General features: G+C 31.8%; 15 protein-coding genes and 1 riboswitch. Of the genes, 13 read left to right on the top strand and 2 right to left on the bottom strand.

The features are described from left to right. The first annotated feature begins 58 nt into the window (after nt 1-58). The 5 genes from typA (at nt 59) to B5D16_RS09210 (ending at nt 10754) form a co-directional block, all read left to right on the top strand. Nucleotides 59-1891 carry a translational GTPase TypA gene (gene typA, locus B5D16_RS09230; protein ID WP_078766703.1) on the top strand — a complete coding sequence of 611 codons (1833 nt, stop codon included), beginning with the start codon at nt 59-61 and terminating at the stop codon, nt 1889-1891. Nucleotides 1892-2280: 389 nt separating this feature from the next. Then, on the top strand, nt 2281-4884 hold the full coding sequence (adhE, locus tag B5D16_RS09225; RefSeq protein WP_078766702.1) for a bifunctional acetaldehyde-CoA/alcohol dehydrogenase: 2604 nt from the start codon (nt 2281-2283) through the stop codon (nt 4882-4884). A gap of 13 nt (nt 4885-4897) precedes the next feature. Next, on the top strand, nt 4898-5647 hold the full coding sequence (locus B5D16_RS09220; RefSeq protein ID WP_078766701.1) for a phosphotransferase family protein: 750 nt from the start codon (nt 4898-4900) through the stop codon (nt 5645-5647). A 398-nt stretch (nt 5648-6045) separates the two neighbouring features. Continuing rightward, nucleotides 6046-7596, top strand: a complete 1551-nt coding sequence (locus B5D16_RS09215) for a hypothetical protein (RefSeq protein WP_078766700.1) — start codon at nt 6046-6048, stop codon at nt 7594-7596. Nucleotides 7597-7868: 272 nt separating this feature from the next. Further along, complete coding sequence (locus B5D16_RS09210; protein WP_078766699.1) at nt 7869-10754, top strand: ABC transporter ATP-binding protein/permease; 2886 nt, start codon at nt 7869-7871, stop codon at nt 10752-10754. Nucleotides 10755-10825: 71 nt separating this feature from the next. Here B5D16_RS09210 and B5D16_RS09205 read toward each other — a convergent pair whose 3' ends face one another. Both B5D16_RS09205 and B5D16_RS09200 read right to left on the bottom strand, forming a co-directional pair. After that, the gene (locus B5D16_RS09205) at nt 10826-12382 is read right to left on the bottom strand and encodes a glycosyltransferase family protein (protein ID WP_078766698.1); all 1557 of its coding nucleotides are present in this window, start codon (nt 12380-12382) and stop codon (nt 10826-10828) included. Next, a complete protein-coding gene (locus B5D16_RS09200; RefSeq protein WP_078766697.1) occupies nt 12382-13431 on the bottom strand; it encodes an acyltransferase family protein in 1050 nt (349 codons plus the stop codon). Before B5D16_RS09200 ends, B5D16_RS09205 begins: the two co-directional genes overlap by 1 nt. 196 nt (nt 13432-13627) lie before the next feature. On the opposite strand from B5D16_RS09200, the gene cysK reads away from it, so the two are divergent. The 8 genes from cysK to B5D16_RS12685 all read left to right on the top strand — a co-directional run bounded on the left by cysK (nt 13628) and on the right by B5D16_RS12685 (nt 23789). Continuing rightward, nucleotides 13628-14557: a cysteine synthase A gene (gene cysK / locus B5D16_RS09195; RefSeq protein WP_078766696.1), complete on the top strand. Its 930-nt coding sequence runs from the start codon at nt 13628-13630 to the stop codon at nt 14555-14557. Nucleotides 14558-14643: 86 nt separating this feature from the next. Further along, nucleotides 14644-14816: riboswitch (Lysine riboswitch) on the top strand. Between the two features lie 157 nt (nt 14817-14973). After that, nucleotides 14974-15858 (top strand): 4-hydroxy-tetrahydrodipicolinate synthase, encoded by an 885-nt coding sequence (gene dapA, locus B5D16_RS09190; RefSeq protein ID WP_078766695.1) that lies wholly within the window; start codon nt 14974-14976, stop codon nt 15856-15858. A gap of 25 nt (nt 15859-15883) precedes the next feature. Next, the gene (gene dapB / locus B5D16_RS09185; RefSeq protein ID WP_078766694.1) at nt 15884-16645 is read left to right on the top strand and encodes a 4-hydroxy-tetrahydrodipicolinate reductase; all 762 of its coding nucleotides are present in this window, start codon (nt 15884-15886) and stop codon (nt 16643-16645) included. A gap of 21 nt (nt 16646-16666) precedes the next feature. Further along, nucleotides 16667-18622 carry an NAD(+) synthase gene (locus B5D16_RS09180; RefSeq protein WP_078766693.1) on the top strand — a complete coding sequence of 652 codons (1956 nt, stop codon included), beginning with the start codon at nt 16667-16669 and terminating at the stop codon, nt 18620-18622. Between the two features lie 166 nt (nt 18623-18788). Continuing rightward, nucleotides 18789-19250, top strand: a complete 462-nt coding sequence (locus tag B5D16_RS09175) for a hypothetical protein (protein ID WP_078766692.1) — start codon at nt 18789-18791, stop codon at nt 19248-19250. A gap of 132 nt (nt 19251-19382) precedes the next feature. After that, complete coding sequence (locus tag B5D16_RS09170) at nt 19383-21299, top strand: Ig-like domain-containing protein (RefSeq protein ID WP_078766691.1); 1917 nt, start codon at nt 19383-19385, stop codon at nt 21297-21299. A gap of 17 nt (nt 21300-21316) precedes the next feature. Further along, the gene (locus B5D16_RS09165) at nt 21317-23101 is read left to right on the top strand and encodes an Ig-like domain-containing protein (RefSeq protein ID WP_078766690.1); all 1785 of its coding nucleotides are present in this window, start codon (nt 21317-21319) and stop codon (nt 23099-23101) included. Nucleotides 23102-23276: 175 nt separating this feature from the next. Next, nucleotides 23277-23789 carry a hypothetical protein gene (locus B5D16_RS12685; RefSeq protein WP_078766689.1) on the top strand — a complete coding sequence of 171 codons (513 nt, stop codon included), beginning with the start codon at nt 23277-23279 and terminating at the stop codon, nt 23787-23789. Nucleotides 23790-23819: the final 30 nt, after the last annotated feature.

Here is a 23819-nt window from a genome sequence, read left to right as displayed (position 1 = left end):
AAATCCGAAGAAGATATTTGCTGAAAAAATATTTTAGCGGAGAATTGAAAGGAATCGTATGAAAACTAAAAGAGAAGATGTGAGAAACATCGCAATTATTGCCCATGTAGATCATGGTAAAACAACACTTGTTGATGAATTATTAAAACAGAGTGGTGTATTTAGAGAAAATCAGGAAGTTGTAGAAAGAGTAATGGACTCTAATGATATTGAAAGAGAAAGAGGAATTACTATTCTTTCAAAGAATACAGCTGTATATTACAACGGAATTAAGATTAACATTATCGACACTCCAGGTCATGCTGATTTTGGTGGAGAAGTTGAGCGTGTACTTAAGATGGTAGACGGTGTTGTACTTGTAGTTGATGCTTATGAGGGAGCAATGCCACAGACAAAGTTCGTTTTAAGAAAAGCTTTAGAACTTGAACTTCCAGTTATTGTATGTATCAATAAGATTGACAGACCAGAAGCTAGACCTACAGAGGTTATTGATGAAGTATTAGAACTCTTTATTGAACTTGATGCTAATGATGAACAGCTTGATTGTCCGTTCGTATATGCATCAGCTAAAGCGGGTCATGCAGTTTTAGAACTAGATGATTCACCAGAAAATATGATTCCACTTTTTGAAACAATCGTAAATTACATACCTGCACCAGAAGGTGATCCTGATGCTGATACACAGGTACTTATTAGTACAATTGATTACAATGAATATGTTGGTCGTATCGGTGTTGGTAAGGTAGATAATGGTGTTATAAAAGTTAATCAGGATGCAGTTGTTGTTAATGCACATGAACCTGATAAATTTATGAAAGTTAAGATTAGTAAGTTATACGAATTTGATGGTCTTGATAAGGTAGAAGTTAATGAAGCTAAGATTGGTTCAATCGTAGCAATTTCTGGTATCGCAGATATTCATATTGGTGATACTATTTGCTCACCTGAAAATCCAGTTGCAATTCCATTCCAGAAGATTTCAGAACCTACAATTGCTATGCAGTTCATGGTAAATGATAGTCCGCTTGCAGGTCAGGAAGGTAAGTTTGTAACTTCTAGACATATTAGAGAAAGATTATTTAGAGAACTTAATACAGACGTATCACTTCGTGTTGAAGAAACAGATAATATGGATAGCTTTAAGGTGTCAGGACGTGGTGAACTTCATTTATCTGTTTTAATTGAAAACATGAGACGTGAAGGATATGAATTTGCTGTAAGTAAGGCAGAAGTTTTATATAAAGAAGATGAGAATGGTAAGAAGCTTGAGCCTATGGAGATTGCCGTTATTGATGTTCCAGAAGAATTTGCTGGATCAGTAATTGAGAAGTTAAGTCAGAGAAAGGGCGAACTTCAGAATATGTCTCAGGGTAATGGCGGATATACAAGACTTGAATTTAATATTCCATCACGTGGTCTTATTGGATACCGTGGCGAGTTTATGACAGATACAAAGGGTAATGGTATCATTAATACAGTTTTCGATGGATATGGTCCATACAAGGGTGACATTGAATATAGAAAGCAGGGTTCACTTATTGCATTTGAAGCAGGTGAAGCTGTAACATACGGTTTATTCAATGCTCAGGAACGTGGTACATTATTTATCGGACCTGGTGAAAAAGTATATTCAGGTATGGTTATCGGTCAGAATGGTAAGACAGATGACATCGAAGTAAATGTATGTAAGACAAAGCATCTTACAAATACAAGATCTTCAGGTGCTGATGATGCGCTTAAACTTGTACCAAAGAGAATATTAAGTCTTGAACAGTGCCTTGAGTTTATCGATACAGATGAGTTACTTGAAGTAACACCAGAGAATTTAAGAATTAGAAAGAAGATTCTTGATCCTACACTTCGTAAGAGAGCTGGATTTAGAAAGAGTTAAGGTATATAAAATTATAAATTTATAAGAAGAGTATTCTCAATCTTAAAGAAGAGGATACTCTTCTTTTTTATGATTTGATATCACAAAAAAAGCGATAAAAATATAAAGCCAAAACTTTAATTATAAAAATTCTCATAATTATATATAAATTATTACAATAAAGAGATATAATAGAAACTATATTTGATATATATAAATGAAATTGATAATTTCTTAACAAAATTTCTAAAAAAGGGTTGACAAGGAAGAATAAGAATGTTAAACTTTTAACAAATAAAAACATAAAAGAAAAATAACAATTCTATTTATTGGTTTTATTTAATGTATTTAAGATGATTCGCTGATTTAATTCAGAGAAGAAAATAAAAAATAATAAGGAGGCCGTAGGAATGGCGAAAAAGAAAGAGTATGAAATCGTTGATAGCGTAGAGAAACTTGAAGCAGCCATTGCCCGTGTAAAGAAAGCACAGGAAGAATTTGCTACATATACACAGGAGCAGGTTGATAAGATTTTCCTCGCAGCTGCTATAGCAGCTAACAAACAGAGAATTCCACTTGCAAAGATGGCTGTAGAAGAAACAGGCATGGGTATCGTGGAAGATAAGGTTATTAAAAACCATTTTGCATCCGAGTACATTTACAATAAATATAGAGATACAAAGACTTGCGGGGTTATTGAAGAGAATAAGGCATATGGTACAAAGAGAATAGCTGAACCTATTGGTCTTATCGCAGCTGTTATTCCAACAACTAACCCAACATCAACAGCAATTTTTAAAACACTTATTTCTCTTAAAACAAGAAATGGTATTATCATTAGCCCACATCCAAGAGCTAAGGAATCTACAATTGCTGCTGCAAAGGTTGTATTAGAAGCTGCTGTTGAGGCAGGAGCTCCAGAAGGAATCATCGATTGGATTGATGTGCCATCGCTTGAATTGACAAACCTTATTATGAAAGAAGCAGATACAATCCTTGCTACAGGTGGTCCTGGTATGGTTAAGGCTGCTTATTCATCAGGTAAGCCAGCACTCGGCGTTGGTGCAGGTAACACTCCAGTTGTTATTGATGATTCAGCAGATGTATTACTCGCTGTTAACTCAATCATTCATTCAAAGACATTTGATAATGGTATGATTTGTGCTTCAGAACAGTCAGTAATCGTTCTTTCAAAAATTTATAAAGAAATTAAAGATGAGTTTAAGAATAGAGGATGTTATTTCCTTAAACCAGCTGAACTAGATAAAGTTAGAAAGACAATTATTATAAATGGTGCGCTTAATGCTAAAATCGTTGGTCAGAGCGCATTTACAATTGCAAAACTTGCAGGAGTTAAGGTTCCAGAAGAAACAAAGATTCTTATCGGTGAGGTTGAATCAGTTGATATTTCTGAGGAATTTGCTCATGAAAAATTATCACCTGTTCTTGCTATGTACAAGGCAAAAGATTTCGATGACGCACTTGCAAAAGCTAAACAGCTTGTAGCAGATGGCGGTTACGGACATACAGGTGCTATTTACGCAAACGTAAATGAAACTGAAAAACTTGCTAAGCATGCGGCAGCAATGAAGACATGTCGTATTCTCGTAAATACTCCTACATCACACGGTGGTATCGGTGATCTTTACAACTTTGATCTTACACCATCACTTACACTTGGTTGTGGTTCATGGGGTGGTAACTCAATATCAGAGAATGTTGGAGTTAAGCACTTACTTAATATTAAGACAGTTGCTGAAAGGAGAGAGAATATGTTATGGTTCAGAACACCTGAAAAGGTATACTTCAAAAAAGGATGTATGCCAGTTGCCCTTGATGAACTTAAAAACGTTATGGGTAAGAAGAGAGCATTTATTGTTACAGATACTTTCTTATATAAGAATGGAAATTCAAAAGCTATTACAGATAAACTTGATGAAATGGGTATCGTTCATACAACATTCTACAATGTTCAGCCAGATCCAACTTTAGCAAATGCTTTAGAAGGTGTTGAACAGATGAGAAGCTTTGAACCAGATACAATCATCGCACTTGGTGGTGGTTCAGCAATGGATGCTGCTAAGATTATGTGGGTATTATATGAACATCCAGAAGCAGACTTCATGGATATGGCTATGAGATTCTGTGATATTAGAAAGAGAATCTATACATTCCCTAAGATGGGTGAGAAGGCTTACTTTGTAGCTATTCCAACATCTTCAGGTACAGGTTCAGAAGTTACACCATTTGCTGTTATTACAGATGAAAAGACTGGCAGCAAATACCCACTCGCTGATTACGAACTTATGCCAAATATGGCAATTATTGATACTGATAACATGATGACTCAGCCTAAGGGCTTAACATCTGCATCAGGTATTGATGCATTAACACATGACCTTGAAGCATACGCTTCAATTATGGCAACAGACTACACAGATGGTCTTGCACTTAAGAGTATGAAGAATATCTTTGAATATCTTCCTACAGCATATGAAGACGGAACTAACGTTGAAGCTCGTAGCAAGATGGCAGATGCATCTACACTTGCTGGTATGGCATTTGCTAATGCATTCTTAGGTGTATGTCACTCTATGGCACATAAACTTGGTGCATATCATCACCTTCCACATGGTATAGCTAACGCACTTTTAATTACAGATGTTATGAGATTTAATGCATCAGAAACACCTACAAAGATGGGTACATTCTCACAGTATCAGTATCCACACACATTAGCTAGATATGCTGAATGTGGTAGATTCTGCGGATTTACAGGTAAGGATGACAAGGAAGTATTTGAAAACTTCATTAAGGGCATCGAAAAACTTAAGAAGCAGATTGGTATCAAGAAGACAATCAAGGATTATGGCGTAGATGAGAAGGAATTCCTTGCTACTCTTGATCAGATGGTAGAAGATGCATTTGATGACCAGTGTACTGGTGCAAACCCAAGATATCCACTTATGAAGGAAATCAAGGATATGTATCTTAAGGCTTATTACGGCAAGTAGAAGGGGGTAAGTTATGGATTTAAGTAATGTAGTTGCTGTTAGAGCACAGAAAAAAGTATATCGCGATGGCGATGCTGCAATTAAAGTATTTGATGAAAGTTATTCAAAAGCTGACATTTTAAATGAAGCATTGAATACAGCAAGAGTTGAAGAAACAGGTCTTAACATTCCTAAGATTAGACAGGTAACATCAATTGATGGCAAGTGGGCTATCGTTACTGACTTTATCGAAGGTAAGACACTTAGTCAGCTCATGGATGAAAATCCAGATAAGATTGACGAATATCTTAACTTATTCGTAGATATTCAGCTTGAAATTCACAGCAAGAAGTCTCCTCTTTTAGGAAAACTTAAGGATAAGATGTATAGAAAGATTAGCGAGACAGACTTTGATGCTACAACACGTTATGACCTTCATACAAGACTTGAAGGTATGCCAAAGCACAACAAGGTTTGTCACGGTGACTTTAGACCAAGTAACGTAATCATCACAAAAGATGGTACAGCTTATGTTATCGACTGGGCACATGCTACTCAGGGTAATGCATCAGCTGATGTTGCTAGATCATACTTATTATTCTCATTAAATCATAGTGAAGAAATGGCTAATAAGTATCTTGATATCTTCTGTAAGAAGAGCGATACAGCTAAACAGTATGTTCAGAAATGGCTTCCAATCGTAGCTGCTTCACAGTCAGTTAAGGGTCGTCAGGAAGAAAGAGATTTCTTACATAAATGGGTTAACGTAGTAGAATACGAATAAAATGATATAAGTGTCAAAGGTCAAAATGCATTTATGCTTGCATAAGAAGCATTTTGACTTTATGACACGCCGAACCATGAGAAAGTAGCATTTTACGCAGTAAAATAGCGGATTTCGAATGGTTCTAGGATTGCGAAAATTGCGATAGCAATGTAGCAATCCGTATATCAATCAAAAATATATTTTTATACATTTCATTTCAGGGCTCTGTCTACCTTTATGGTATTCAGAGCCTTTTTATGTGTTGACGGCGTGTAAGCGGCTATAATAATATAGTTCTAAATACCATATTGATAGACAGAATGTAAAAAATAATTTTGCGAACTGTGACTTTTTTTTGTTTTGGATTGTGTTTAGTATGAAAGGAAAAATTTTCATATAAACTAGGAGGTAAAGAAATGAAAAAAATGAATAAAGCGGCAGCATTAGTTTTATCAACAGCTATGTTGGCAGGTCTTGGATGCGGATGTGATAATTATGTTAGTGTAAATGCAGATACACAGGCTGCACAGACTATTCAAACAGCAAATGTTACAGAAAATGGGAAAGGAATACTTGATGGATTTAAGATAATAAAAGTTTTTAATTTTAATGATAAATATGCAAATATTGTTTTGAAAAACGATAAGTATACTGTTGAAAGAAGAAAAGATAAAAACGTTACAGGTCATGAAAAACAGGCATTATTTAGAATTGATGGAAAAAAGATTGTAGATTATACAAGTGAAGATATAGAAGTTTTAAGTAATGGATGTGTATTTGCTAGAAATTACTTATATTCAAATAGTATGAAACTAGCAAATACAAAGGTAACAAGGGTATATAATATAGATGATAATTATATTTTAGCTAGATTAAAAAAGAAATATGATTATCGTATTTTTGATAGTAAAGGTAAGGTAGTAAAAAAGATTAAAAATAGATCTGATTTAATTTCTGTAATTAAGGAATATAAATTATTTAATTATTATTTCGATGAAGGAATAGATGAAACAGATTTTAAAGAAGAAAATTTTAAAAATAATTTAGTGAAATTTAATTTGGTTCAAAATGCAGCAAATGGAACAATAAGTAACAAAGATGGAAAAGAAATAGCTACTAGTAAAGATAATATTCATTTTTATAATAATTGTTATGCTGTAAATAGTGCATCTAATAAATTTGAATTGTATAATGCAACTGGAACAATGATTAAATCTTTTGACTGGAATTTTGATATGGGAGAAGAATCTTGTATTGTTTTTTCAGATACAGATGGAAAACGTGCGTTGATTAGTAGTGAATATGGTAGTGGTACTATTTATATTGTTGATTTAGAATCAGGCAAAACAAAGGAAATGAATATTAAGAGCAAAAATAGTAAGTTTAATAGTAGAGATATTAGATTTTATGAAGATTTAAATGTGTTTAGTGTTACTTTCAGTTATGCAGATTCGGGTGAATATGAATATGAAGTTGCCGGATTTTACGATTTAGATGGAAATAATGTATTTAAAAATAATGATGAAATTAAGGTAAGAGAATATTTAGGAAATGGTTATTTTTCATTCACTAAGAATAATAAGTTATGCATTGGATTGTTAAAGTCTTTCCCAGAAGTAAAGGCTACAAAATTAGTAAAGAAAATACGTTTATGGAAAGATTATCCAAAGGCAACAAAGATTAAGAAAACAAAGAAAAATGGAAACACATTAAATATTACATTAAAGAAAGTTAAGAAAGTAAAAGGTTATGCAGTGAAAGTTTATTCAACTGAGATAAATGCTTTAAATGATATTAAACCTGTTACTTTTAAATCAAAAAAACCATTGGTTAAAGTAAACTTAAAGAAATTTAAAAATAAAAAGAAATTATATGTTAAGGTTTACACATATGTTAAAGATATTGATGGAAATCAGTTAAAAACTTATTCATATGATTTCATGGTAAAAGAAGTAAAAGTTAAATAAGTAATAGAAAGCTGTATTGCAATGCAATGCAGCTTTTTTATGTTTAAAATCACAATAAAGACAAATAAAATATAAGTATAAAGCATACCGTTTATGGTATGCTTTTCTTAATCTTACACAAATGTAAGATTAAATATATTGCAAAGGAATAAAGGGTATAGTATAATCCTAACTTGAGAATGTATATTTTTTAACAATTAATATACATTTAAGGAAATTATTTATGTAATAGTCCAATGGGACATTTTTGAACAAAAAATATGGAGGGAAGTATGTTACAAGTAAAGAATATTTGTAAAAAGTATGTAACAGGCGAGCTTACCCAGGTTGCACTTGATAATGTTTCTGTTAATTTCAGAGATAATGAATTTGTTGCAATCTTAGGTCCATCTGGTTCAGGTAAGACAACACTTCTTAATGTTGTTGGTGGTCTTGACAGATACGATAGTGGTGATCTCGTAATCAATGGAATTTCTACAAAGAAATACAAAGATAAGGATTGGGATGCATATAGAAACCATACAATTGGTTTTGTATTCCAAAGTTATAATCTTATTCCACATCAGTCAGTATTAGCAAATGTTGAGTTAGCTCTTACTATTTCTGGTGTATCAGGAAAGGAACGTAAACAGAGAGCAAAAGATGCACTTGAAAAGGTAGGTCTTAAGGAACATATTCATAAGAGACCAAATCAGTTATCAGGTGGTCAGATGCAGCGAGTTGCAATTGCAAGAGCGTTAGTTAATGATCCTGATATCTTGCTTGCAGATGAACCTACAGGTGCTCTTGATTCAGAAACAAGTATTCAGGTTATGAATCTTCTTAATGAAGTAGCTAAAGACAGACTTGTTATTATGGTTACACATAACCCTGAACTTGCAGAAGAATATGCTACTAGAATTGTAAAACTTAAAGATGGAAAGATTACAGGTGATACAAATCCATTTGAAGTAAAAGATGCTAAGGAAGCAGAGCATAAGAAGATGTCTAGAACAAAGATGACTAGAAGAACTGCTCTTGGTTTAAGTTTTAATAACTTAAGAACTAAGAAAGGTAGAACAATTCTTACATCATTTGCTGGATCAATCGGTATTATAGGTATTGCACTTATTCTTTCATTATCGAATGGTGTTAACACATATATTAATGATATTCAGAGAGATACAATGACATCTTATCCTATAAGTATTTCAGAAACTGCGTTTGACTTAACATCTATGATTAAGGAAAACTCAGATGATGCTGAAAGGGATGCTGTTAAACATAAATCAGATGCTGTTTATGGAAATCCAACTGAGTTTAATCATTTATCATCAGTAAGTAGTAGTATTTCACAGAATAACCTTACTGCATTTAAGAAATACATTGATGATAAGAAGAGTGAAATTAATAAATACATTGGTGATAACGGTGTAGTTTATAGTTACGACACAAGATTTGATGTATTCTCATATGATAAAGATGGTAATCTTGTAAATGCAGATGGTAGTACTATTAATGAAGAAGGAAGTATGGGTAATGCCTTAACTGGTAAAAGTGGAATGAGCGTATCATTTGGTGGTATGGATGAAGATGCTCCAGGAGAAAACTACTTTGGCATGATGCTTCCTGGTAAAAAAGGTAAATTATATTCAAAAGTTATTGAAGATAATTATAAAGTAGTAAGTGGTAACTTACCACAGTCAGCAGAAGATGTTGTAGTTGTTATAAATGATAATAATGAGATCGCACTTTCTGTTTTATATAGACTTGGTATCTTACCATCAAGTGAGTATAAAGAACTTACAAAGAAACTTGATGCTGGTGAAAAGTTAGAACTTAAGAGCCAAAAGATTGAATACGATCAGATTATTGGTAGAGAATTCTATATTGTTCCATTCTGTGATTATTATCAGAAGAACGATAAGGGAACTTACGATAACATTAGAAAAGATGTTGATCAGATTAAAAAAGTTCTTGATAAAGCAATTAAAGTTAAAGTAAGTGGTGTAATTAAAGAAAAGGATAGTGATGATAATCAGGTTCTTTCTAAACCAATTGCATATACACAGGCGCTTACAAATAAAATTATTGAATATACAGATGCTTCAGAAGTAGTTAAAGAACAGAGAGCATCAGAAGGTGTTAACATTCTTAATGGTATGACATTTGAACCAGATGATAACAAGATTAAGATTGAAGATGCTAAGAAGTATATTAATAATCTTGGTATCACAGAAAAGTCAGATCTTCTTACAAGATATATGACAAGTCTTGGTGTAGATTTATCACAGTATCAGAATATGGGTGGAGATGCTAAAGATGCAAAGCAGGGTAAAACTTCAGCAAATGCAGCACAAACTCCAGAAGCAACTGATATGAAGTTACCAGAAGGTGTTGATGCTTCAAAACTTCCAGAAGGTGTTGATGCATCACAGATGCCACAGGGTATGGATAAGATGGATGTGACAGATGAAAAAGACATGGCTAAGGCTATGGATAAATATATCAAACAAGCAGAAGATGAGTTCTTCTTATGGGTATATGATAATAATATTTCATCAGGTTCATTTGATAAAAACTTAAAGAAACTTGGTGTAATTAGTCTTGATGCTCCATCACAGATTGATATTTATGTTGATAGTTTTGAAGATAAAGATGGTGTTTCAAAAGCAATTGAACATTATAATGATAAAGCAAAAGAAGATGATAAGATTGTTTACACAGACTTTATTGGTTTATTATTAAGCTCAATTACAACAATTATTAATGTTATTTCATATGTACTTATTGCATTTGTTGCAGTATCACTTGTAGTATCATCAATTATGATTGGTATTATTACATACATTTCAGTACTTGAAAGAACAAAGGAAATTGGTATTTTAAGAGCTATCGGTGCTTCAAAGAAGAATATCTCACAGGTATTTAACGCAGAAACCTTTATCATAGGTTTAGGCTCAGGTCTTATTGGTATAGGAATTACATTATTGTTGTTGATTCCAATTAATAAGATTATACATGCAGTAGCTGATAATACTAGAGTTAATGCAATCCTTCCAGTATCAGGGGCAATTATACTTATTATCTTAAGTGTAATTTTAACATTACTTGGTGGATTCATTCCTGCTAAGAAGGCAGCTAAGAAAGATCCAGTTACAGCACTTAGAACAGAATAATATATACTAAAGATATAATAAAACTGGCTATGGTCAATTATGATCATAGCCAGTTTTGTTATATAAAATATTTATTTTGATTTGTTAGTTTTTTCTTGTAAAGCTTTCATTCCTGCTAACGCCATAATAATATAGTATGGGCTATATAGGAATAAGTATCTTGCTCTAGCTTCAAAGAGAAGTGTGAACATTGTGATACCGATGATAGCCATTAAACATACAAGTTCTGTATCGCTTATCTTGGTCCATTTTATAAGGTTTACAAAAATGATAAAGAATAAAATTGTAAGCCAAATTGTATGTTCAGTACAAGCGAATTTCATAAAGTTTCTTTCGCCATTGTAATAAAGCGAACGAAGTCTTTCAGCAAATTTATTCTTTGGAGTACCTTTCTTCTCAAAGAAACTACCACCGATACCCCAGGCAAAAGTTCCGTCATTATAGTTTGTTAAAAGCTTTCTATCAAGTTGTTTTGCATAACCTATAGCACCAAAATCTTTAAGTCTTTCCTTAATACGTTTGATATTGCCCTGAACTTTTTCATTATGAGTTTTAAAACTTGTAGTATAAGTAACATCATCTCTATAGTAAGTTCCATAAGTAACATCATTAAGTCCCATCATGGCATAATGTGTGAAAGGAACTGTACGATCATCAATCTTTTCGAATCCGATATATTTGCATGCTACTTTGTTAATTAAAACTGCAGCAAGAATTGATATTATTGCAAGAGGTATAACTTTTAAGCACTTTTTCTTACTTTCTAATGAAGCAAATAAGAAAGTCCAAATTTCTTTAATACATATTGCCATTAAAACAATTAAGCAAGTAGGTTTAATGTAATAACCAATTCCGCTTAAGAAGAAAATCAATGTCCAGCGAAGCAAGTTTTTAATTTCAGTACTTTTAGATGTTTTAATAACACAATATAGATGAATGATAGCTGTAGTAAATAAAATAACATATGTATCAGAGTAGGCTACTATAATCCAAGGTGATAAACCAACTAGCATAGCGTATGTCATAAATGCTGTAACTGTTAATCCGCGTTTCTTGAATAGTCTGTTTACCGTATTTATTGTTAAAATGCCTGAAACATTAACACTTAGTACGCTAAAGAAAATAACCATCTTGTCACCAGAAAGAAAACTTATGTTATTAAATATAGATTTTATAATTGTAAAAACAACAACTAAAAATACATTATTATTATATGAAAGATAATAATATTGATATGGGAATTTACTGTCCATCTTAGCGCCAGTAGCAAGAATATCAGAGGAATTTCTTAATATTTCAACATCCCATCTTGTTGGGAAATAAATGTAATATGCAACTACTAGCTGAACTAAGAATAAAATAGCAAATGCTACATAAGTAATAATCTTAAAATTCTTATCACTTATTTTATATAAAAGCTTTCTAATGTATGTTTTATATATACAATACATCAGCCATATAATCACTATGCCAAATGAAAGGAGAGTGATATTACTGATTATGATATCATTTTTACATGCGTATTCTATTTTCTTATCAATAAACAATAATGAAAATAAAATACAGAATAAAAATACATTTAATACAGCAAATACAATGTAATTTAATAGATTTTCAACTTTTTTCATTAGTTTTCCCTCGCGTATTTTTTTGTTATGTATTGTTTAAATCTTTTTGTAAGTTCTTTTCTTCTAATGTTTATATGTGATATTGCAAGTAAGGCAAGAAGTGTGAATACAAAGAATACAACAAACCATATTCTTGTTTCAGTTTCTGTTTTAGGCCACATTGCGTTGTTTCTTAGTATTTTTTTGAATACATATAAAACTAATTGATTCCAACATAAAAATATTATGGAGTTTTTTCCAATATACGCTAACAGATTTCCTAAGGATTGAATTTCAAGAATCTTAGAATTGTCAATCAATTTGGAGATACTGTACCAAATGATTGAACCCATAATACCGTTTATCCATAACAATGGAATATTCTTATAATCATTTGCCCACATAGTAATATAAGTAATAGAAGCTAAATAAATGTTAACTATGAGCATTGGTAAAATAATATACTTTGGAAGGTTTAAAGCACATTTTACAATTTTTGTATCCTTGAACATAAATGCTAAATAACCTATGTACATAAATCCAACTGCTGTCATTGCAGAGTCAATATTCCAAATAGGTCTTACATAATCAGTATGCATTGCAAAAAAGATTCTTCTTAAAGAACAACCTGTCATGGCTATGGCAATACATCCAACATGGAAAATAATTTTGTTATTCGTTCTTTTTAATATTGTAAATATTTCTTCTGCCCAAAAGAGAGCAATTAAAAACCAAATAGCGCCAACAACTGGTATGTTATATGAATGTATAAATAACGCATCTAAAGCATATGAAATCTTGATACCGCCAGGATTTACCACAACACAATCAATGAAGATTCCTAATAAACCAATTCCTAAATATGGTATTAATAGAGCTTTAGCTTTCTTTATTGTAACTTTCAAGAAAGAATTATCATGGTAAAAATAGCCTGATATACAGAAAAACATTGGCATATAAAAGCAATTAAAGTATCTGACCAGTATTTGATCACACAACGCAGTGTGTGAAAAAAGCATGAAAATAATTCCTATAGCTTTGAATATATCTACACTTTTAACTCGTTTCATTATATGTTAGACTCCTTGTAATTTAGCATTTCTTAATATGAACGTAAAAATGCGCTCACATTTCTACATTTTAGCATAAAATAAAGGTTTTATCAATGTTAGTAAAGTTACGTTTTATGTTGTCAATTCATTTTAATAAATGTATAATAGTAAAGGCTGTTAAGATATGAATATTTAAAGCCTGAATGGAGAAATTATGATATACGATAATATACTTGAGGCTATTGGCAATACGCCGATGATTAGACTTAATAAATTACCTAAAGAAGGTAGTGCAGATGTTTATGTAAAAATGGAAGGGCTGAATGTAGGGGGTTCCATAAAGACAAGAACAGCTTATAATATGATAAAGCAGGCATTAGCTAGTGGTGACATAGATAAGGATAGTATTATTGTTGAACCTACAAGTGGTAATCAAGGGATAGGTCTAGCACTTGTTGGTGCAGTTATGGGATTTAGAACAATAATTATTATGCCTGACTCTGTTAGTGAAGAGCGTAGAAAACTTGTAAGACATTATGGTGCAGAGGTTAAACTTATTCATGATGCTGGTGATATTGGAGCATGTATTGAGGAGTGTGTTCAAATGGCCCTTAGGTTGAAGGAAAAAAATCCAAAGGTATTTGTTCCACAGCAGTTTGAAAATGAAAATAATACAAAGGCTCACATTAATGGTACGGCACTTGAAATTATAGATCAGGTTGAAAAGCCTATTGATGGTTTCTGCTCAGGTATTGGAACTGGTGGAACCATAACAGGTATTGGTGAAGTATTAAAGGAAAAGAATCCGAACATTGAGATTTGGGCTGTTGAACCGGAGAATGCTGCTATCTTAGCTGGTGGTACAATTGGTACACATATTCAGATGGGAATTGGCGATGGAATTATTCCTGAAATATTAAATAGAAATATTTATGATGACATATATGTTGTAACAGATGAAGAAGCACTTGATGTTGCAAAAAGACTTGCTCGTGAAGAAGGTCTTATGGTTGGTATTTCTAGTGGAACTAATGTAGCAGCAGCACTTAAACTTGCGGAAAAACTTGGAAAAGGAAAGACAGTTGTAACAGTTCTTCCAGATACAGCAGAAAGATATTTTTCAACACCATTATTTGGTGAATAGAAATAATTTAATAAAATAGAAAAACATATTATTTGAGTCGTAAAGTCTATTGACATATGGCTTTTAGAGTGTTATAGTTTTATACAGTATTAAGTAGAGGTTGCGTTATTTATTAGTAACTTATTAGATGCGCCGGACGCAGGTGAAGATAAGTGAAAGGAAACAACGCCGAAAGGAATGTACCGGAAGCATTTTCTTGGGCATAAGGTGAATAATCTTATGACTGTCATCAAGCAATTGATGGGGCGCTACAGTAGTATCTTTAATTATGATGTTATTACAAGGCTTACCCATTATGCGGTAAGCCTTTTGTTGATTAGAATACCGACATGGTCGGAAGTTTCTAATCTCCTAATAAAGATATGAAATCCTCTATAAATGTACTAAATAATATAATATTAGGAGGTCCATTTATTATGGCAATTTTTGAAGGAGCAGGTGTAGCTATTATTACACCAATGAACGACGATTTTTCAATTAACTTTGAAAAATTAGGTGCAATTATTAATGATCAGATTGAAAAAGGAACAGATGCTATTATTATCTGTGGTACAACAGGTGAGTCATCAACTATGTCTCATGAAGAGCATATTGAATGTATCAAATATGCAGTTGAAGTAACAAAGGGTAGAGTTCCTGTAGTAGCTGGTTCAGGTTCAAATAGTACAGCTGAAGCTATTCATATTAGTAAAGCTGCAGAAGAAGCAGGTGCTGACGGACTTTTATGTGTTACACCTTATTACAACAAATGCACACAGAACGGTTTATATCAGTACTACAAAGATATTTCTGATGCAGTTAATATTCCAATTATTATGTATAATGTTCCAAGTAGAACAGGTTGTAATATCTTACCAGAAACAGCTGTAAGAATTGCAAAAGAAGTTAAAAATGTAGTTGCAATAAAAGAAGCATCAGGTAACATTTCACAGGTTGCAAAACTTGCTTCAATTGCTGATGGTTGCATTGATATTTATTCAGGTAATGATGATCAGATTATCCCATTACTTTCACTTGGTGGAAAGGGTGTTATTTCTGTATTATCTAATGTTGCTCCAACACAGACACATGATATGGTTAGAGCATATCTTGATGGTGATGTTAAAAAAGCATGTGATATGCAGCTTGAATCAATAGAATTAATTAATGCACTTTTCTGTGAAGTTAATCCAATTCCAGTTAAAGCTGCTATGAATATTTTAGGTTGGGAGTCAGGTCCTGTTAGAAGACCTCTTACAGAGATGGAGGATGCTAACAAGGAAAGACTTACAAAAGCAATGAAAGATTATGGTATTTTATAGAAATTTGAGAAAAGAGGTGCGTTAGATGACAAGGATTATTATGCATGGCTGTAATGGTCATATGGGCAGAGTAATATCCGACTTAGTAGAAAAAGATGAGAACGCAACAATAGTTGCAGGTGTCGATGTTTTTAATAATAAGGCTAATAGTTATACAGTATATAAAACTATGAAAGATTGTAATGTTGATGCAGATGTTATTATTGATTTTTCAAATGCTTCTGCAGTTGATGGTATGATTGAAGCTGCTGTTGAGAAAAAACTTCCAGTAGTACTTTGTACAACAGGTCTTTCAGATGAACAGTTAGCTAAAGTTAATGAAGCATCAAAGCAAATACCAATTCTTAGATCTGCTAATATGTCAATTGGTATTAATGCTTTAATGAAGATTTTAAATCTTGCAACTAAGCTTTTAGCTGATGAAGGTTATGATATTGAAATTATTGAAAAACATCATAACTTAAAACTTGATGCACCAAGTGGTACAGCTCTTGCACTTGCAGATTGTATCAATGATGCTGCTGATAATAGATATGACTATATTTATGACAGACATGATAGAAGACAAAAACGTGATAAGAAAGAACTCGGTATTAGTGCAATGAGAGGCGGTACTATAGTTGGAGAACATGAGATTTTCTATGCTGGTACTGATGAAGTGATTGAAATTAAGCATACTGCTTATTCAAAGGCTGTATTTGCTAAGGGGAGTATTGCAGCAGCTCATTTCCTTAAGGATCAAAAGCCGGGTATGTATGATATGAGTGACGTCCTCGATTTAGATTAAAATGGGGGAAGGAGTTATTTTATGAATTATGGCTTTTTAAAAGTAGCAGCAGCTACACCTAAGATTCAGGTTGGTAACTGCATGTATAATGCAGATGAGATTATTAAACTAATTAAAGAGGCTAATGATCAGAAAGTTTCCATGATTGTTTTTCCTGAATTAAGTATTACAGGATATACTTGTGAAGATTTATTCTTGCAGGATTCATTATTGGATATGGCTAAGAAGGCTCTTCTTAAAATCGTAAAAGAAACAGAAGACATGGAAATGGTTAGTATAGTTGGTCTTCCTCTTGTATTTAATGGCGTATTATATAATGTTGCTGCTGTTGTTTGTAAGGGAGAGATTCTTGGTTTTGTACCAAAGAGTATCATTCCAAATTATTCTGAATTTTATGAAAGCAGACATTTTACATCAGGTGTAGATATTTATGGATATGTTGATCCTGGTGATCCTGGTGATGAACAGGAGGCTTGGTTTAGTACTAATATGTTATTTAAATGTACAAGCATGCCTGAGTTTGTTTTTGGTGTTGAAATCTGTGAGGATTTATGGGCACCTATGTCACCAAGTATAAGACTTGCTCTTGCTGGTGCAACTGTAATTGCAAATCTTTCAGCAAGTAATGAAACTACTGGAAAGATGGATTATAGAAAAAAACTAGTATCAATGCAGTCAGCTAAGTGTTTATGTGGATACATATACGCAAATGCAGGTGAAGGTGAATCAACAACGGATGTTGTTTTCCCAGGACATAATTTGATTGCAGAAAATGGTCGAATTATTGCTGAGTCTAAGAGATTTGAAAAAGGAATGATTGTTTCGTATCTTGATTTACAAAAGATAGCTAATGAGAGACGTAGAATTAAGTCGTTTGCTACAAAGGATCAAGACAAATATACAACTATTGAATTTGATATTGATGTAAGTAACATTACTGGATTTGACAGAAAGATTGATAGTATGCCATTTGTTCCTAAGAGTGGTAAGGATAGAGATGATAGATGCGAAGAGATTATCACAATTCAGGCCATGGGATTAAAAAAGAGAATGGAGCATACAAATTGTAAGTGTGCTGTTGTTGGTATATCAGGAGGTCTTGATTCAACTCTTGCACTTTTAGCAACAGCTAACGCATTTGACAGACTTGGTCTTGATAGAAAGAACATTATAGCTGTTACAATGCCGGGATTTGGAACTACTGATAGAACTTATACAAATGCAGTTTCACTTATTAATAGTATTGGTGCAACATTCAAGGAAATCAGTATTGTAGATGGTGTTACACAGCATTTTAAGGATATTAATCATGATTTAGATAACCATGATGTTACATATGAAAATGGTCAGGCTAGATACAGAACATTACTTTTAATGGATCTTGCTAATAAGTATAATGGTTTAGTTATTGGTACAGGCGATTTATCTGAACTTGCTCTTGGATGGGCAACTTATAATGGAGATCATATGTCAATGTATGGTGTTAATGGTGGAATTCCTAAAACTTTAATTAGACATCTTGTTAGATTCTATGCAGATACATGCGACGATAAAGGTTTATCAGATGTATTAAAAGATGTTTTAGATACTCCGGTTAGTCCAGAATTATTACCACCAGAAGATGGTAAGATTTCACAGAAAACAGAAGATTTAGTTGGACCATATGAACTTCATGATTTCTTCTTGTATTATGCATTAAGATTTGGATTTAGTCCTGAAAAAGTTTACTTCCTTGCATGTCATGCATTTGCTAAACCTAATGAAGTAAAAGGTTCTGAGGCTTATGATAAAGAAGTTATTCTAAAATGGCTTAAAGTATTTTACAGGAGATTCTTTGCACAGCAGTTTAAGAGAAGTTGTCTTCCAGATGGACCTAAGGTTGGTTCGGTAGCAGTTTCTCCAAGAGGAGATTTAAGAATGCCTAGTGATGCTGTTGCTAAGGAATGGCTTGATAGACTTGAAAAAATAGATATTTAGTTATATATGTTTATAAGGGTATATCTTTTGATATACCCTTATTGTAATTATTTGATAAAAATTTTCATATTGTAAATTCGTTTCTTATATGATATTATCTTTTGTGGAGTTTAAAAATACTCACAATAAGAAAGGAGAGCATATCTGAAAGATATGTCGTAAAATAATGGGAAATTTTGAAGGAAAAATGAAATGGCATAAGTTTTTAGCTTACTTTATGCTATGGTTATCAGCAATCTTGAATTTTGGTTCTTATGCAATGTTAAAGTCAGGAGCGCAGTATGGTAATGTTAAGGATGATGTATATGATATGTTTCCATCTATGAAAACAGCTGATGGAACATATGCAGTATTATGCTTAGTTATGGCAGTTATAGCTATTATTGCTGCAGTATCCTTAATTAAGTTCAAGAAGCTTGGACCAATTGGAGTTATTGCACTTTATGCTGTTAATGCTATTTCAGCTATGTATTATTTAAGTGCTGTTACAAAAGCTACTGAAAAAGTTTCATCTCTTGTTGATTTATCACCATTAAAATCACAGTATACTACAACAATTATTATTGGTATTATTATGGTTGCTCTTAATTTTGTTTATTTCTCTAAGAGAAAAGATTTATATAACTAAGATAAAATAATATTAATTTTAACGCCAGCCTTTTAGGGCTGGCGTTTTTTGTAATATATAGGTATATATGTTATAATTTCATAAGGAAAATAAGAAATATATAATCATTGTTTAAAAGAAATTGGAGGAATTATGAAAAGAAAAAAGAATTTAGGGAGAGTAATTACTACACTTGCGATGGCACTTGCAATAACGGGTGTCATATCTATGAAGGCTGAGGCTAAGTCACTTAACAATATAAAGCTTATGGCGCCTTCTGGTAAAACAGTTAAGGTTGCTAAGGGTAAGAAGGTTAAGCTAAAAACAATTGTTAAAAAGTTAAAGAATAAAAAGGTTTCATTTAAGTCTGGTAATCCTAAGATTGCAAAGGTTAATGTAAAAGGTGTTGTGAGTGGGATTAAGAATGGAAAGACAAAAATCACTGTAAAATCAAAGAATAATCCTAAGATAAAAAATACAATTAAAGTTGTTGTATATAAAAATGCAGTTAAGAATATTAAACTTAATAAGAAAAAAATAAATCTAAGTGCAGGTGGACAGTGTAAATTAAAGGCTAAGATTACGCCAAATAAAAATGTTAGTAAGGTTTTAAAATATACATCAAGTAATAAAAATGTTGCTATAGTAACAAAGAAAGGTGTTATTAAGGCAGTTGCTGCTGGAAGTGCAAAGATAACAGTTAAGACAACGGATGGAAGCAACAAGAAGGCTGTCTGTAAGGTTACAGTTACAAAGAAAAACATAGAGAATTCTAATAAACTTATTGGAATTAAGAATGTAAAAGTGAGATGTAAATATGCTCTAGATGTTGAACTTACTTGTGCAAAAAAACTTGATTATGATGATTTCGAAGTTTTTAAATATTATATAGAAGATGGAAAGATTACACAAAGATTGTATATTGAGAGTATTAATACAGTTGATAATATACATTATGAGATTGCTCTAGCTAATATGGAATACAATTCGTACTTTAAGTTTGATGCATATAATTTCCTTGATTATAATTCAATGGTTAAGGTTAAAATTAATGGACTTTCTGGAGTTAAGGAAAAGGTGATTAGAATCGATTCTGATTATGCGTTTAATTCTTGTATTAATGATACAATGGTTGATAGATATATTATGGGAGAAGTAGGATCGGAGATTGATAAATCGATAGCATTTGGTGATGACTCAAAGGGTTATTTTATCCCACTTTCATACTCGGCTCCATTAGAAATATCAACATATAATGTTCCTGAAGGATTAAGTGTTAGAGTGGTTAATTCTTTATTAAATTCAGAAGATAGATCATATGGTGCTGATGCTCCATTTGTAGTTATTAAAGGTAAATGTATAAAAGGACTTAATGGTCATAAGATGGTTATTACTGGAAAGGATGCTATTGGAAGAACTTTGCAGATAAATGTATATTTTTATATTTCAGATTCATCTAATGATTATGGTAAAGCGATAAATAAAACATGTCTTACATATAAACCGCATAAAGATAGTTTTGAACATGGATTAAATGGTGAAGTGAATTATACACCAATTGTTATTGTAAGTGGAAGAGTATATTCATATAGCATTTTATCTTATAATTATTTAGAAGCTTCAGACTATAAAGCAACGGGACTTCCAGAAAATGTTATTATGACTGACGATGGAGAAATAATAGTTGAAGATTATGATAAGGAAGTTAAAGCAGGCGTTTATAATATAACAATTAGCTTTACAACGAAAAATAATAAAAAGCTTGAGATACCATATAGATTAACATTAACAGATGGTATTATAGTTAAGGGTAAGTATACCTACGCTGATGGAAGTCCATGCGCTGATAGCGAAATATATTTTAATAAGAATTATGAGTATAATAATTCTTCATATGCAAATGTGGGTATATATACTAATAGTAACGGCGAGTATATGGTTAGATTAAAACCAGGTAATTATGATATATATGAAAGTTCATTTGAGCATTCGTATGTATCATATCAAAATGTATTTGAAAAGGATCAAATATGTAATTTAAAAAATAGATTTTATAGAAAAGACTCATAGGTTTTAAGGAGTATAGCATGAAGATTAATAAGAAATTAGTACAAGTATGTGGTGTATGCGTTGCAACTCTTATCATAACATGTGCAATGTCCATAAAAGCGGAGGCTAAGGTTAATGATATAAAGATAAGTGCACCATCTGGTAGGATAGTTAGGGTGGCTAAAGGCAAGAAAGTTAAATTAAAAACAGTTGTTAGGAAACATAAAAATAAAAAGGTTAAATTTAAATCTAATAATCCGAAGATTGCAAAAGTATCAGCAAATGCTACGGTTAAAGGAATAAAGAGTGGTAAGACAAAAATTACAGTATCTTTAAAAAGCAATCCGAAGATTAAGACTACGATAAATGTTGTTGTTTATAAAAAGGCCGTTAATAAAATCAAATTAAATAGAAATAAAGTTAGTCTAAAAAAAGGAAAACGATTTTTATTAAAAGCAAGCATTAAGCCTTCTAAAAATGTTAGTAAAGTACTTAAATATACATCAAGTGATAAAAGTGTGGCTACTGTAAGCGAAAATGGAAAGATAAAAGCATGTGGAACTGGTAGTACTATTATTACAGTTGAGTCAACAGATGGAAGTAATAAACAAGCTAAATGTATGGTTTCAGTTAATGAACCTAAAGTTTCAATTAAAAAAATAAGTGTGCGTAGTTTAAATGCATTTAACGTAGAATTAAGTGATAAGTGTGCGCTTGATTACAAAGATTTTATAGTTACTTATAAATTCTTACCCAATAGCAAAACTGTAGTTAGTAATGAAATTCTTGGTGTTAATACAAACGATAATATTCATTATGAAGTTGTTATAAAAGACTTGGTTAAATTTAATTCATATGTGAAGATTGAAATATGTAAAATTAAGGGATTAAATAATAAAGAAATATATATTGATACACATTACAATCAGTCCTTTTTTGAAGATGATTCGATAGATGAATATTTGACTAATATGGTAGGACATAGTTTTTATGTCGATATAAGAGATTATGTGAATTGTTTTCCATTAACTTATCCAATAAAAATTAATTATTCAAATTTACCAAAAGGAATTATGGTAGATGATTACAACTTGAAAGGAAGATGCGAGAGCATATTAAATGACCATATTGTAAAGGTTTCTGTTGAAGATGCTAAGGGAAGAAAGGTTTATATAAATATTCATATGCTAGTAGGAGATAAGGACACAATTGTTGAAAAAACATTTGATTTTAAAACTCTAGCTTATAAATATGATGAGAGAAATGATGGTGTTAATATGAATAATACAGATGATTACAGTCCTTCTGTTATAATAGCTGGTGGAGATAGAAAACTTTATTATTTTGATTTGAAGGATTATAAAGCAGTTGGTCTTCCTGATAATACTCAAATAAATTCACATGGTGGAATTACGGTTGTTGATAAAACAAAAGATGTTAAACCGGGAGTGTATAATATTACCGTTAGTGCATTAACACCTAAGGATAAGAAAATTACTATGTCATATAAGCTTACGCTTGTTGAAGGCATTACTATTAAAGGTAGGGTAACAGATCCATTAGGAAGAGCATTTTCGAATATTCCAGTGATGTTTCAAATTGAACATAATATAATTGAACATAATGGCTATAACAAAGTAACTACAGATAGAAATGGTAATTATGAAATAAGACTTTTTTATGATAAATACAAATACGATGTTATTATTAAAAATAATAAATCGGCTAATTGTCCTTTAGAGTATCTTTTTTATTCTACGATGAATAGTTTTACAAAGAGCCAAATATATGATATAAAAGTAAACTTTTATAAGAATAATTAGTGTACATACACAAGAAATAAAAAAGATAAAATCCACTATAATTTAAGTGCCAAATTATAGTGGATTTTTTGTGTGGAGGAGTGAAAATATAGGGGGGAAGTGGTATAATATTTATATGATTTTGGGACGAAAACAGAAGGTAGATTATTAGTTTTTAGATTATTGGAGTGATAAAGTGAATAGTCAAATTTTTGTTGGTGAAGATTATGATTTAACCATAACAGGGGATTATTACAACACATTAGACATAGAAGGTTTTTCGCATATGTTAAAGGATCCTTCGTATTGTTATAAGTTCTATTGGCTAGAAGCGATAGTACACAAAATTGATGAAGGTGTAAGTGAAACAACATTTAATGATGTAATAGATGAGATGATAGCGAATGCTTGGTATTCGGTACGAGAGTTTCATATACATCTAAGTGGTATGCAGGCAGATGGAGAAGTTCGTGATGGACTAGAAAGAGCGATACTTAAACTATCGGAAATAAGTAATTTGGCAGCAAATGCATCAAAAGTAGAAATTAAGAACGCTATCAAAGAACATGAGTCAGAACTTAAAACATATAAATCACAATTATATCGCAAGGGTAATTCAAAAGAGGAGTTTATAAATATATTAAGTAAGAATATGCAACCAGTGTACGATTTTGCAAGAAGGCAGGGGTATGAGGTGTGGATGAGGTGATTGACAGTTAGTATCAAAACGATACTAACA

Source organism: Eubacterium uniforme (assembly GCF_900167115.1).
Classification (GTDB): Bacteria; Bacillota; Clostridia; order Lachnospirales; family Lachnospiraceae; genus Eubacterium_S; species Eubacterium_S uniforme.
Note: the sequence above shows the minus strand (reverse complement) of the source record. Positions and strands in the feature narration are given on the sequence as shown.